The sequence below is a fragment of the Caproiciproducens sp. CPB-2 genome (genome assembly GCF_036287215.1).
Lineage (GTDB): Bacteria > Bacillota > Clostridia > Oscillospirales > Acutalibacteraceae > Caproiciproducens.
The window spans coordinates 282,790-295,975 of sequence record NZ_CP142860.1; the positions used below are offsets into that span (position 1 = coordinate 282,790).

Genomic DNA, 13,186 nt, shown 5'->3' on the forward strand with positions numbered 1-13,186 from the left:
GATTTAAACCCCCGGCTTAAAAGTCTTCATGGAATTCTCGATCATTTCTTCAAACGGCTCCCGTTCATCGGAAGGAAACTCCCCCGTCAGCCCGAATTTCAGCGCAAGCCGTTCACAGGCGGCCGGAAGCATTTGCGAAAGCTCCTCCGGCACGTCCGGCAGTACGACGATCGCCTGATTGAGGCTTTCGATCAGGTAGCCGGTTTTATCCGTACCGTTCAGGCGCAGAACGCCTTTCGGCTCCCCGGACCTGCCGACGGGAATATGCAGGATTTTGAAAAGCGGCGGCGCGCAGTCCGGCATGCTTTCGGGCGAGTCGCCGACCACAAAGACAGCGGGAAGCGTCCGCAGAAGGCGCGCCATAGTGGAGCTGAGGTCCGTCTTCTTGGCGCAGATCTTCACCTCAGCGATACCCGAACCGTAAAAACGGAGCGCTTCCCCTATTTTATTCTGACAGCGCAGGGTCCTGTGCGCGAAATAAAAGATCAGTCCCGCGTTCATATTCCTTCCCCCCACGATAAAAGATTCTTTTTGACGGCCTCTTCATAGGTTTCCGGCCAAACCGGCTTTTTCCCGCCGTGCTTTGCGTACCAGCAGTCCGGGTACACGGCCCTGCCGTTGTACGCCGCCCCGGAAACGTCCACCTCGCCGCTTTCGCCGCCGCGGACTTTGCGGGCGACCACGACTTCCCTGAAATCCTTGAACTCATAGGAGCAGGTGGAAAGCAGAACGATGCTGTCGTCCTTGTTGAAGCCGACGCCGGTGTTGTAAAGGGACCGTATCCGCATCTGATAAACGAAATTCAGAAAATCGCTGTCGTCCTGAAAATCCGTTTTCATGTAATTGAACGGCTTTCCCTGTTCCGGCAGGGTGTTGGTCAGGAAGACGGAAATGACCTTCCACTGCGACTGGCTGTCGACCGTATCAAAGGTAAATACCGGGTTCTTTTTGTAAAAATCCAGCGATTTGTACCGGTCCAGCTGCGTGAACATCCGTCCCGAATTGAGCGAGTGCCCGTAAAGGACGATGCTGCGGGATTTCCCCTTTTCTACGGAGCAGCGCGCGTCCACAAAGACGCTTCCGTATCCGGAGTACCGGCCGCGGTAGTCGTGGGTCAGGTAAAACTCCGGGTCCTTTGCGTCGGCCTGCAAAACCGGCAGGTCGATGACGGTGTCGGGGACCTTGATCCAGCCCACAATGGACGGGTTGATTTTCTGCAGCTCAAGGAACCGGACCAGCCGCCCCTGTTCGTCGCGTTCCGGGGTGCCGGATGCGGGCGAATCGTCCCCCGCGTCCGGCGTTTCGGAGCTTTCGGCGTAATAGACGCTTTTGATATCCTGCTGCTCCGTGTCCGCGGCGGCGGGCAGAACGACAAGGTCCCAGACCAGATAGAGGGCGCAGCCGAAGAAAACGCAGACGGCGATCAGGCTGACGGTCTTGTAAAGAATCAGCTTTTTGCCGTCACCCTTTTGGGGCAGCAGAACGCGGTAAAAAGAAAACCTTTTTTTCGCGCGTTTTCCGTTTTGCGGTTTCATGGCGCACCCCCTTGTCGATATCGTTATACCTTTTTCGCGTAGGCGGCTTCTTCCAGCCCTCCGCAGCCCGTCAGATAGCGGCGCACCATGTCCAGCGCGTTGGAAGCGGCGAGCCAGCGAAGGTATTCGCGCCCTTTGGAAGCGCCGTGCTGCATTTTGCGCACCCAGGTATGTTCCCCGTCGCAGAAAGCAATGTAAATCAGGCCGACGGGCTTTTCCGGCGTTCCGCCGTCCGGCCCCGCGATCCCGGTGATGCCAATGCCCAGCTCGCTGCCGGATTTCGCCCGGACCCCCTCGGCCATCGCGCGCGCGGTCTGCTCGCTGACGGCGCCGTACTGCTTCAGGGTGGACTCCGGTACGCCGAGCAGGAGCGTCTTGATTTCGTTCGCGTAAGTGACGGCGCCCATCTGAAAGACTTTGCTCGCGCCCGCGATATCGGTGATCCGCTTGGAGAGCAGGCCGCCGGTGCAGGACTCCGCGGTGGTAAGGTGAAGGCCGCGCTTGCCGAGCTCCGTGACGACGACTTCTTCCAGGCTTTCCACGTCGATTCCGTAAATAAACTCGTGAAAACGCCTTTTCAGTTCTTCCACAACGGGGGCGCACATGGCCTGTGCTGTTTCCTGATTTTCCGCACGGGCGGTGACGCGCACGAACATTTCGCCGTCCTTGGCGTAGGTTGCCGCCGTCGGATTGGCGCAGTCCGTCAGGTCGGGGATTTTTTCCGCGACAAACCCTTCCCCCAGTCCGAACACGCGGACGATTCTGGAAACGATCACCGCCCGTCCGTTCTTTGCCAGGTAGGGGATCGCGTAGTTTTTCAGCATGGGGATCAGCTCGGACGGCGGCCCGGGCAGCATGATGATGATTTTGCCCGCGTCGGTTTCAAACCCGCAGCCCGGCGCGGTGCCGTGGTCGTTGGGGAACACGGTGCAGCCCTCGGGAAGCAGCGCCTGCTTCTTCTGTGTCTCGCCCAGCACCCTTCCTTTGAAATAGCGGACGATCCTGTCCAGGCTTTCCTGATGCAGCACCAGCTTTTTGCCCGCGGTTTCCGCGATGGTTTCTTTGGTCAGGTCGTCGCCGGTGGGCCCCAGGCCCCCGGTGGTGATGACAAGGTCGCTGCGGCGAAGCGCGCTTTTCAGCGCTTCCTTCAGCCTTGGGACATTGTCGCCCACGGTTCCCGCGAACAGAAGGTTGACGCCGATGGTGGAAAGCTCCCTCGCGACAAAGGAGGCGTCGGTGTTGATCGTATGGCCGAGCAGAAGCTCGGTTCCTACGGAAATAATTTCAGCGTTCATTCTTTTTCCCCCGCTATTGATTTGGATAGATTTTTGTAAGTACGGCGTTCCGGACGCATTCCCCGGTCAGGTTTTCGCAGTCCAGCGCCCGTTCCGCCTCTAAAAGCTCCGGAAGCCTGGGCTGTGTGCGCGGATGCTTCGGCGTGAACACGGTGCAGCAGTCCTCAAACGGTTCTATGGAGATGTCAAAGGTGTTGATCCTGCGCGAAATTTCAATGATTTCCAACTTGTCCATTCCGATCAGCGGACGCAGGACCGGCATTTCGGCGGCCTGATCGGTACAGACAATGGCCTGCAGGGTCTGGCTCGCCACCTGGCCCAGGCTTTCGCCGGTAATCAGCGCGGAACAGCTTTCCCTGCGGGCGATTTTTTCGCCGACCCGCATCATAAACCGCCGCATGATCAGGGTGAACAGGTCCTCCGGGCATTTGGCCATGATTTCCTCCTGCACCTTTGCGAACGGAACGGTAAACAGGTTCATCCTGCCGGAGTATTCGCCGACGCGGGCCAGCAGCCGGTGCACCTTCTGCTCCGCGCGCTCGCTGGTGTACGGCGGGCTGGCAAAGTGGACGGCGGTCAGCTCCAGGCCGCGCTTTGCCATCGTCCACGCGGCGACGGGGCTGTCGATTCCGCCGCTGATCAGGACGGCGGCGTTTCCGCCGGTGCCCACCGGGATTCCGCCCGCGCCCTTCAGCGCCTGTCCGTGAACGTAGGCCCCGAAATCGCGTACCTCCACCCGCACGGTGATGTCGGGATCGTGTACGTCGACGCACAGGTGCGGGTACCGCTCCAGCAGGTATTCGCCCACCTGCGCGGAAATCTCCGGCGATTTCAGCGGGAAAATCTTATCGGCGCGCTTCGTCTCCACCTTGAAGCTTTTCGCGGCCAGCAGCTCCGGCTTCAGGTATTGGGCGGACGCTTCCAGAATGGCGCTCATCTCTTTTTTTACCACACAGGCGCGTGAAAACGCGGCAATCCCGAATATTTTGGAAACCCGCGCCACAGCCGCGTCTAAATCGGCCCCCTCGCGGGGGGTGACGTAAACGGCCGACTGGGCGGCTTTTACGTCAAAACCGCCCAGAGGATTCAACCGGCGCTTGATATTCCGGATCAGGGCGGCCTCGAACACATTCCGGTTCAGCCCCTTGAGAACCATTTCTCCCAGTTTGATTAAGATGATTTCTTCCATTTATATTCTCCTGTTACGGTTTTTTCGTCAGTGAGGAAAGTCCCTCTCTCAAAGCGTCCGCCAGTTCGTCAACGTCCTCGCGGGTGTTGTAGCGGGAAAAGCTGAGCCGCAGGGAGGAGGCGATCCGGTCGCGGGGCAGCCCCATGGCGGTCAGCACATGGCTCGCCTTTCCCTTGGAGCAGGCGGAGCCGGAGGAAACGTAAATTTCTTTGGCGGAGAGATAGTGCAGCATGGTTTCCGCGCGCACGCCGCCGGCGGAGAGGTTCACAATATAGGGCAGGGCGTCTTCGGGGGAATTCAGCGTGACGCCGTCGATTTCCAGCAGCCTTCGCCGGCAGTACGAGCTGAGCCTCGCCATGGCTTCCAGCTGGGCGCCGGGTTCCGGCAGCGCCCGGACCGCCGCGCCGAAACCAGCGATCAGCGGGGCGCTTTCCGTTCCGGGGCGGATATTTTTTTCCTGCCCGCCGCCGTAGGCGCGCGGAACGATGTGCACGCCCTTTCGCAGGTACAGCGCGCCCACGCCCTTCGGCCCGTGGATTTTATGCGCGCTCACGCTCATCAGGTCGATTTTTAGTCTGCCCGGTTTTAAAGGGATTTTGCCAAATGCCTGTACCGCGTCGACGTGAAAAAGCGCCGGGGCCTTCGCGGCGGCAATCGCAGCGGGGACCGCTTCCAGCGGAAGAAAGGTGCCGACCTCGTTGTTCACGCACATCATGCTGACCAGGACGGTATGCGGCGTCACCGCGCGGAACACCTGCTCCGGCCTGATTTTTCCGCTGCCGTCCGGTTTCAGATAGGTGACGGCAAACCCCTCTTTTTCAAGCTGCTTCATCGTGTTGAGCACCGACGGATGCTCTATCATCGTGGTTACAATGTGGTTTCCGCGGCGGCGCATCGCGTGTGCCGCGCCGAAAACCGCAAGGTTGTTGCTCTCCGTCCCGCCGGAGGTAAAGTAGATTTCTTCCTGTAAAACACCGAGAAGATCGGCGATTTCCTGTCTTGCCGCGGAAAGCTCCTGTTCGGCGTAAAAGCCTTTCGTGTGAAGGCTGGAGGGGTTTCCGTAATTGTCCGTCATCATCTCCATCACTTTGTCGGCGGCCTCTCTGCAAACCATGGTGGTGGAGGAATTGTCAAGATATATTTCACCCAATGGGGATACCTCCAAGTCATTAATTGATACTACTATATTATACACCTTACGTGTATTTTGAGCAATGAAAACACCCCGGTAGCGATTTGCATTTTTATGAATTTGTATTATAATAAACGAAAACGGAATGCCGGCACGGAACCCGTATCTGGTACAGAGAGGAAAGGGAAAAACGTTGAAAAACACAAAACAGCGGTGCGCCATTATGCAGATTTTAAAGCAGAGCAGCGACCCTGTGAGCGCAGAGGATATTTTTGCGGCGCTGAAGGCCGAATATCCAAGCCTGGCCCTCTCCACCGTTTACCGCAATCTGGAGCGCTTCGCCGGGGACGGGCTGATTAAAAAAGACGTGTGGAGAGACGGGATCGTGCGGTACTCCGTTGCGCAGGAGCATCACGGGCATTATCTGATCTGCACCGAATGCAGCGCCAAAATCAGGATAGAGGACTGTCCCCTGACCGGAATCGAGCAGGGGCTGGCCCGCGACACGGGCTATGAAATAGAGGGGCACACGCTGACCATTTACGGGAAATGCCCCAAATGCGTCCGGCGCGAAAAAGCACGGGATGCGCAGGACAGGTAAAAAAGGAAGCGGACAATTTGTCCGCTTCCTTTTTTACTGTTAAGAAAACCCTGCGATTTTTCGCCTTTTATGAATTGCGCTCCGACAGCTCGTTGATCAGGGAAAAAATATTTTTCCCTGACTGGGACGTGTCGAAAGTCTTCAGAGACGCCCGCATCTCCTCCAGCCGCCTGTTGTCAGCCAGCAGAGAAAGGATGGTTTCGCCCGGATCGACGCCCTTTTCCAGCTTGACCGCCATGTTGTGGGAAAGCAGGAAGTTTGCGTTGTCCTCCTCCTGGCCGGGAATCGCGTCAAACACTGCCAGAGGGATGTTGCACGCAAGCGCTTCCGAAACGGTCAGCCCGCCGGGCTTTGTGATAATCAGGTCGGACGCGTGCATATAGTTTTCCACTTCGTCGGTGAAAAAGACCAGCTTGGTCTTTTTGGGGCTCTGCGCGATCACCGGGGCGAAAGCCTCGTACAGCTTCTGGTTGCGGCCTGTGATGACGATCGCCTGAAACTCGATGGGAAGCTGCGTCAGGTGCTTATAGATTTTCATGATGTTGGTGACGCCGAAGCTGCCCGCCATAATCAGGATGGTCGGCAGGTCCTCGTCCAGACCGAATTTTTTCAGCAGGGCGGGCCTGTCGCCCTTGCTGTAGAAAACATCCCCCACGGGAATGCCGAACGGATAAATCTTTTCGGTGGGGACGCCCATCGCGTTCATTTCCGGAATCATATCCTTTGTGGAAACGATATACGCGTCCACATGCTCCGCAATCCACGCCCGGTGCGGGCCGTAGTCCGTCATCAGGCAGATCAGCGGGGCCTTTACGACCCCCCTGCCCTTTAAGTGGGAAACCATTTCCGTTGCAAACGGATGAGTGGAGATAATCACGTCGGGCTTCTGCTCCTCCATCAGCGGAATCAGCTTCTGGCTGAACGCGCTGGAAAAACGGGTCACCAGATTGGCGAGCAGGCTTTCCTGATTGGTTTTCCGGTAAAGCTGCCCAAACACCTTCGGCGTTTTGGTTGCCAGAAAATGGTACCCCTCGCAGACCGTCTTGTCCAATATGGCGTTGATGCTCTTCAGCGCGTCGACCACGGTCACCTCGTTGCCCGTGGAATTTTCTGCAATATATTTTTCAATGGCATGGGAGGCCCTCAGATGTCCTCCGCCCGTTGCAGCCGAAAGAATTAAGATCTTCACACCAATCCTCCTTTAGTCAGGGACCGTATATCCCATCATACTGCGGCTGATCTGAAAAGAAACGGGAAACCTGTAACCGTTTTTTCCGGATTGCCATATCTTTGGTAATTATATCATATATTTATAAAAGTTGCCAATGAAATTCCCTCAAAGTCCCGCCCGCGGCCCGCGGCCGGTTATAAAGCTGTAACTTTACTTTTACCGGGCTGCGTTATATAATGATACCAGCTTTTGAGGAGATATCAGAAACTTGAGAATCTACTGTTATTTGGGAGGCCCGATATGATCGATGCAAACATGATTGACATTTCTTCCGGGGCGCCGAGCTCCGGCGGAAAAAAGCGTGCAAGGATTGCGGCTGTCATTGCCGGGGTGGTTTTGCTTGCTGCGGTCGGCGGCCTGTTTGGCAAACAGCTGTATGAGGCTTATCGGCACCGCCAGGAGGTTGCTTCGGTAATTGACGTGGATACTTTTTATAAGGGAATCGTCGTTGCCGGCGTCGATCTGGGCGGAAAGACCATGGAGCAGGCCAAAGCTGCCGTTGCCGCGGTCGAACCGGGCCTGCGCGACAAATACGATATCAGGATCGTTTATCAGGATAAAACATGGCAGCTGACCGAGGATGACCTCAACTTCCAGTTCAATACGGACGACGTGCTGAAAGAGGCGTATGCCTATGCGCGCACGGGGGACAGGGAGGAGCGCTATCAGCAGGTGCTGGCGCTGCAGACTGCTCCTAAAACATACAATGTCACCAATACGATGAATTACGATGATCTGGATGCCAAGCTGAAAGAGACGGTCAAGGAAATTGCCTATGACCCGGTCGACGCGACGGTGGCCTCCTTTGACACGAAAACCGCGACTTTTCGCTATGCCGACGGGAAGAACGGCCTCGCGGTCGATGGGAACAGGCTTTACGCACAGGTGGAAGCGCTGATCAACGGACCCCGCACCGGAACGGTGGAAGTACCGACGACGGTGGTCCCGTTCAGCAAAACCATTGCTGAGGTAAAAAGCCACCTGCAGAAGCTGGGGACCTACAGCACCACGTCCACCAACAACGCGAACGGCACTCATAACATGGCGCTGGCCCTCTCCAAAATCAACGGGACCTGTATCCCGGCGGGCGGCACGTTTTCCTTCAACGGGATCGTCGGCGACTCCACCAGCAAGGCGAGCGGCTTCCGCGAGGCGGGAGCGATTCTGAACGGCAGGCTGATCCAGTCCTACGGCGGCGGAATCTGCCAGGCGTCCACCACCGTTTACGGCGCGGCGCTCCGTTCCAGCATGAAGATCACACAGCGCTCCAACCATACGCTTCAGTCCACCTACTGCCCGATCGGCCAGGACGCCGCGGTCAGTTACCCGGATCTGGACTTCAAATTCCAGAATCCCACGGAATATCCCCTCTACATTGTCTCCGGCATCAAGGGAAAGGTGCTTACCGTAACTTTTTACGGGTACCAGTCGCCGGATTATGACAGCATTACCGTCACCTCGCAGAAGACGGAGATGATCCCCGCGCCGACCACCCCGAAATACATTGTTGACAAAACGCTGGCGAAAGGGGTCGTCAAGCTGGACTCCAAAGCGCGAACGGGGGCAAGGGCGACCGCGCAGCGTGTTTTTTATAAAAACGGTGTCGTGGTAAAAACGGAAAACCTGTCCTCCTCCTATTATCGTGCGCAGCCCGCGTATTATTCCATGGGTCCCGGAACAACGGTGAGCGGCAATCCCGCATCCACCGCTTCCTCCAAACCGGCGAGTTCTTCCAAACCGCCCGCCAGTTCCTCTAAACCGGCAGTTTCTTCCTCTTCGCCGGGTGCGGGCAGTTCATCCCCCGCGTCCTCACAGGCGGATCAGAACAACGGCGGGCAGTCCGGTGATACCGAGTCCGACACGGTTCCGGCGAACATCATCATTCCCGAATAACCGGCTTTTCAGGGTGTGGCTCAGGCTGCACCCTGGTTTTAAATTGGACTTGACTTTTTGTCTCATTTCTGCAAAAATGAGAAAGACGAACAGGATATTTTTTCATTACGCAAACAAAATAAACAACATACTGTTTAAAACGATACAATTCCAAAAGGGCGGCTGTTCTGCCGCAGGCCAAGAAAGGATGAGCTGATGTTGTCTGAAAAGGTAGCTGCACCGAAGATTAGCATTATCATACCGGTCTACAACGTTGAAAAATATATCGGCAAATGCCTGTCTTCTTTGGTCAGCCAGACATTTAGCGATTTTGAAATTATCACCGTCAATGACGGTTCCAAAGACGATTCCCTCGATATCCTCCGCCGCTTTGAGGAGAGATACGATTTTGTGAAGGTGATCGACCAGAAAAACGGCGGCATCGCCAATGCGCGCAACAACGGCCTTGCGGCCGCGCGCGGCGAATACGTCTGTTTTGTGGACAGCGACGACTATGTTTCCCCCACCTATCTGGAAGAACTGTACAACGCCTGTGTGGACACGGGCAGCGATATCGCCTGCTGCTATTACTATTTCCATTTTGTAGAAAATGATTTCCTGTTTGAATATCCGTTCCGCTGCCGCGGGATTCTGAAACCCGCCGAGGCGATGAAAAAGCTTCTGCGCGATGTGGAAATTCAGAGCCTTGTCTGGAACAAGATGTATAAACGCGCTCTTTTTACAGATTATGATATCAAGTTCCCGACCATGTGCTTTGAGGATATGGCCGTCGCGAACAAAATTTTTGTGCATGCAAACCAGGTGGTCGTCATCGACCGCCCGCTCTACTACTACAATCAGCATCCGGCCAGCACCCTGGCGACCATGAATGCGGACAAGATCAACGACTTCATCCGCGCGATCGCCATGGTCCGTATTTCGCTGGAAAAAAACGGGCTTTACGAAAAATATAAGAAGAGCTATCTGGCGCTCACCAGAAAAACGTGCGCCTGCTGTTATTTGTATGTATTAAAGCTGCATAATGAGAAAAAATGTATGCGTGGGTGCATGGCCAACATGCGCCGGATATCGCGTGCCATCAGGCATTATTCCGCGGATGAGTTCAGTCCTACGACCATGTTCAGCGAGCTGCCGGATGTGGTGGATGCTCCCGAAAAGCTGGAAAAGGACTACTCCACCCGCTGAAAAAAGTGGGAGTAAACGGAGAATATGAGCGAGAGCAGGAACAGGCCGTCTAAAATATTTCGGATTGCGCTTTTTGCGCTGACTTTGGGAATGCTGGCCTATTTCTGTCTTACGGACAATCATCTGCTTACTCTGCTGTACAGCTTTCACACGCTTGACCCGTACTGGCTTTTAGGTGCTTTTGGCTGTGTGGTGCTCAGCTGGATGATGGAAGGCCTTGTCACCCAAAACCTGGTCGCCGCTTCCTGTCACGGGGAGTACGGCTTCCGGCACGCTTTTAAGGTGACGATGGTCGGACAGTATTTCAACTCCGTGTCGCCGTTCGCGGCGGCCGGCCAGCCGATGCAGGTGCTTGCTCTGACAAGGCAGGGCGTTGCCTCCGGGATCGCTCTGTCCGCTTTGGTGCGCAAATTTTTGGTTTATCAGATTTCCATCACCGTTTATTCCATGGCGGTCATCCTGATCAAATATTCGTTTTTCCGCAGTAAATTTCAGAGCTTTATGGCGCTGGCGGTCGTCGGCTTTCTCTGTCAGTCCGCGGTGGTGATCCTGCTTCTTTTATTTACCCACAGCCCGGCTTTTACCACAAGGCTGATCCATAGCTGCGTGTGGGTTCTGACAAAGCTCCATATTGTGAAAAATCCGAAGCAGGCCGACGAGAAGGTAAAAAGCCAGCTGGAATTTTACATGAAAAACAACAGGGCCATGCTGGGGAACCGGCGGATGAAAGGAAAAGTGTACGCGTACACCGCGGTTCAGCTTACTGCCGTTTTCGCGGTGCCTTTTTTTATCTATAAGGCTTTTCACAGCCCCGGCGCACCGTTTGTGGATATGGTGGCGGCGCAGAGCTTTGTCACCATGATTTCCACCTATACGCCGCTGCCGGGTGCCGCGGGGGCGGCGGAAGGCAGTTTTCTGGTTATTTTTCAGATCTTTTTCGGGCAGGACATTCTTCATCAGGCCATGCTGCTTTGGCGGTTTACCGCTTATTATTCCTGTATCATCGTCGGGGCGTTTTTTGCCGGGATGGACCGGAAAAGCGGTCGGCAAAGCCCGCATGGAAAATCTTCATAATATCAATTTTATCGTGGGAGGGGGCAGGCATCGGAGTTTCCCGTACGCTGCGGCGCAGGAAACGGGACAGGTCCGGTGCCGTGTTGAATGAAGGACGGCTTTTTCAGGGTGGCGGCGGCAACGCCGTCGATTAAGGTTGCCGACTGTGAATATAATAAAAACCAGATTCTCGATCAGATGCGCGAATGCGAAGAGCGCGGGGTGACCGCGGTGGTTTTCCCGGAGCTTTGCCTGACCGGGTACACCTGCGGCGACCTGTTCCGCGACCGCACGCTGATTTCCGCCGCGCAGAAGGCGCTCGGCGATCTTCTGGAGCAGACCCGCGGGATGAACCTGCTCGCGGTGATCGGGCTTCCCGTTCCGGTCGGGGCGGACCTTTACAACTGCGCGGCGGTCATCTGCCGCGGAAAGCTGCTGGGGCTGCCAGCCAAGAGCAGCATTCCGAATTACAGCGAATTTTATGAAGCGAGGCATTTCACGCCCGCGCCCGCGTACGCGGAAACCCGCTTCTGCGGCGAGACCGTTCCGCTGGGAAACAGCCTGATCTTCCGGTGCGAAAGCGCGCCGGAGCTGGTGGTCGGCGTGGAAATCTGCGAGGACCTGTGGACCTGCTGCCCGCCGTCCGCGCGGCTGGCGCAGTGCGGGGCCACCCTGCTGCTCAACCCGTCCGCGAGCGACGAGATCATCGGCAAGGCGCCCTACCGCCGCAATCTGGTCAACGGGCAGTCCGCGCGGCTGCTCGCGGCCTACGCTTACGCCGACGCCGGGGAAGGGGAGTCCTCCACCGACCTGGTGTACTCGGGGCACAACGTGATTGCCGAAAACGGGACGGTCCTTGCCGAATCGAAGCTGTTTACGACGGGGCTGACCGTGGCGGATGTCGACCTGCAGCGCATGATGCAGGAACGCCTGCGCACCACCACATGGTCAAACATGGGAGAGGCCTGTGAGGTCGGCTTTGACATGGACATGCCCGATCCCATACTGGAGCGGAAATTCCCGGCGCTTCCCTTTGTGCCGGACGATACCAGAGATTTGAGCGAGCGCTGTGAAATGATCCTGAACATGCAGGCCGCGGGCCTCAAAACAAGGCTGAAGCACACCGGCTCCAAATGCGCGGTGATCGGCGTTTCGGGCGGGCTGGATTCCACGCTTGCCCTGCTCGTCATTGTGCGCGCGTTCGACCTTCTGAAGCTGGACCGCAAGGGGATTCTGGCGGTCACGATGCCGGGCTTCGGCACGACGAAGCGTACCAAAAGCAACGCCCAGCGCCTTTCCGAAATGCTGGGGGTCACCCTGAGGGAGATTCCCATTGGGGAGTCGGTGTCCCGGCATTTCGAGGATATCGGCCACGACCCGAATGTGCGCGACGTCACCTATGAGAACGCGCAGGCGCGCGAACGCACGCAGGTCCTGATGGACCTGGCGAACCAGTGTGGCGGGCTGGTCATCGGCACGGGCGACCTTTCGGAGGTCGCGCTCGGCTGGGCCACCTATAACGGCGACATTATGTCCATGTACAGCGTGAACTGCTCCATCCCCAAAACGCTGGTGCGGCATCTTGTGCATCACGCCGCCGTCAACAGCGGCGAAGAGCTGTGCGCGCTGCTGAAGGACGTGCTGGACACTCCGGTCAGCCCGGAGCTTCTGCCGCCGGAAAACGGGGTCATCGCCCAGAAGACGGAAAATATCGTCGGCCCTTACGAGCTGCATGATTTCTTCCTGTACTACATGCTCCGCTTCGGGTTCACGCCCGCGAAGATTTACCATATGGCGCAGAGCGCGTTTGCCGGAATCTACGACGGCGCGACGATCAAAAAATGGCTGACGACCTTTTACCAGCGATTTTTCACGCACCAGTTCAAGCGTTCCTGCCTGCCGGACGGCCCGAAGGTCGGCAGTGTCACGCTGTCCCCCCGCGGGGACTGGCGGATGCCCAGCGACGCCTCTTCGGCTCTCTGGCTCAAAGAAATCGAATCGCTGTGATCAGACCCCTGCCTCCCTCTTTGAGGGAGCTGGCAGGCGGAGCCCGGACCGGCGAGGTCCTGACT

The 13,186-nt window shown here is 56.8% G+C and carries 11 protein-coding genes; 5 read left to right on the forward strand and 6 right to left on the reverse strand.

Features of this window, described 5'->3' with window-relative positions; translation table 11 throughout:
• Positions 1-3: 3 nt before the first annotated feature.
• Genes VXK30_RS01340 through VXK30_RS01360 form a run of 5 tightly spaced genes read right to left on the reverse strand, consistent with a single transcriptional unit; the run spans position 4 to position 5,169 of the window.
• Positions 4-501, reverse strand: a complete 498-nt coding sequence (locus VXK30_RS01340; RefSeq protein WP_275717708.1) for a hypothetical protein — start codon at positions 499-501, stop codon at positions 4-6.
• Positions 498-1,535 (reverse strand): class B sortase, encoded by a 1,038-nt coding sequence (gene srtB / locus VXK30_RS01345; RefSeq protein ID WP_275717707.1) that lies wholly within the window; start codon positions 1,533-1,535, stop codon positions 498-500. The genes VXK30_RS01340 and srtB overlap by 4 nt, the downstream gene beginning before the upstream one ends.
• A gap of 23 nt (positions 1,536-1,558) precedes the next feature.
• Complete coding sequence (locus VXK30_RS01350; RefSeq protein ID WP_275717706.1) at positions 1,559-2,830, reverse strand: competence/damage-inducible protein A; 1,272 nt, start codon at positions 2,828-2,830, stop codon at positions 1,559-1,561.
• 13 nt (positions 2,831-2,843) lie between these two features.
• On the reverse strand, positions 2,844-4,019 hold the full coding sequence (thiI, locus tag VXK30_RS01355; RefSeq protein ID WP_275717705.1) for a tRNA uracil 4-sulfurtransferase ThiI: 1,176 nt from the start codon (positions 4,017-4,019) through the stop codon (positions 2,844-2,846).
• Positions 4,020-4,032: 13 nt separating this feature from the next.
• Complete coding sequence (locus VXK30_RS01360; RefSeq protein ID WP_275717704.1) at positions 4,033-5,169, reverse strand: cysteine desulfurase family protein; 1,137 nt, start codon at positions 5,167-5,169, stop codon at positions 4,033-4,035.
• A 175-nt stretch (positions 5,170-5,344) separates the two neighbouring features.
• On the opposite strand from VXK30_RS01360, the gene VXK30_RS01365 reads away from it, so the two are divergent.
• Positions 5,345-5,752 carry a Fur family transcriptional regulator gene (locus VXK30_RS01365; RefSeq protein WP_275717703.1) on the forward strand — a complete coding sequence of 136 codons (408 nt, stop codon included), beginning with the start codon at positions 5,345-5,347 and terminating at the stop codon, positions 5,750-5,752.
• A 67-nt stretch (positions 5,753-5,819) separates the two neighbouring features.
• Here VXK30_RS01365 and VXK30_RS01370 read toward each other — a convergent pair whose 3' ends face one another.
• Positions 5,820-6,941 carry an MGDG synthase family glycosyltransferase gene (locus tag VXK30_RS01370; RefSeq protein WP_275717702.1) on the reverse strand — a complete coding sequence of 374 codons (1,122 nt, stop codon included), beginning with the start codon at positions 6,939-6,941 and terminating at the stop codon, positions 5,820-5,822.
• Between the two features lie 282 nt (positions 6,942-7,223).
• Between VXK30_RS01370 and VXK30_RS01375 the strand changes: the two genes are divergently transcribed.
• The 4 genes from VXK30_RS01375 (at position 7,224) to VXK30_RS01390 (ending at position 13,121) form a co-directional block, all read left to right on the forward strand.
• Positions 7,224-8,876 carry a VanW family protein gene (locus VXK30_RS01375; protein WP_275717701.1) on the forward strand — a complete coding sequence of 551 codons (1,653 nt, stop codon included), beginning with the start codon at positions 7,224-7,226 and terminating at the stop codon, positions 8,874-8,876.
• 195 nt (positions 8,877-9,071) lie between these two features.
• The gene (locus VXK30_RS01380) at positions 9,072-10,061 is read left to right on the forward strand and encodes a glycosyltransferase family 2 protein (protein ID WP_275717700.1); all 990 of its coding nucleotides are present in this window, start codon (positions 9,072-9,074) and stop codon (positions 10,059-10,061) included.
• Between the two features lie 24 nt (positions 10,062-10,085).
• Entirely contained in the window at positions 10,086-11,135 is a 1,050-nt protein-coding gene (locus VXK30_RS01385; protein ID WP_275717699.1) for a lysylphosphatidylglycerol synthase transmembrane domain-containing protein, read from the forward strand.
• Between the two features lie 87 nt (positions 11,136-11,222).
• Complete coding sequence (locus VXK30_RS01390; RefSeq protein ID WP_275717698.1) at positions 11,223-13,121, forward strand: NAD(+) synthase; 1,899 nt, start codon at positions 11,223-11,225, stop codon at positions 13,119-13,121.
• Positions 13,122-13,186: the final 65 nt, after the last annotated feature.

Bases quoted from the DNA above. Each gene is read 5' to 3' on its own strand.
- VXK30_RS01340 (WP_275717708.1), bottom strand. From the start codon at position 501: ATGAACGCGGGACTGATCTTTTATTTCGCGCACAGGACCCTGCGCTGT.
- srtB (WP_275717707.1), bottom strand. From the start codon at position 1,535: ATGAAACCGCAAAACGGAAAACGCGCGAAAAAAAGGTTTTCTTTTTAC.
- VXK30_RS01350 (WP_275717706.1), bottom strand. From the start codon at position 2,830: ATGAACGCTGAAATTATTTCCGTAGGAACCGAGCTTCTGCTCGGCCAT.
- thiI (WP_275717705.1), bottom strand. From the start codon at position 4,019: ATGGAAGAAATCATCTTAATCAAACTGGGAGAAATGGTTCTCAAGGGG.
- VXK30_RS01375 (WP_275717701.1), top strand. From the start codon at position 7,224: ATGATCGATGCAAACATGATTGACATTTCTTCCGGGGCGCCGAGCTCC.
- VXK30_RS01380 (WP_275717700.1), top strand. From the start codon at position 9,072: ATGTTGTCTGAAAAGGTAGCTGCACCGAAGATTAGCATTATCATACCG.
- VXK30_RS01385 (WP_275717699.1), top strand. From the start codon at position 10,086: ATGAGCGAGAGCAGGAACAGGCCGTCTAAAATATTTCGGATTGCGCTT.
- VXK30_RS01390 (WP_275717698.1), top strand. From the start codon at position 11,223: ATGAAGGACGGCTTTTTCAGGGTGGCGGCGGCAACGCCGTCGATTAAG.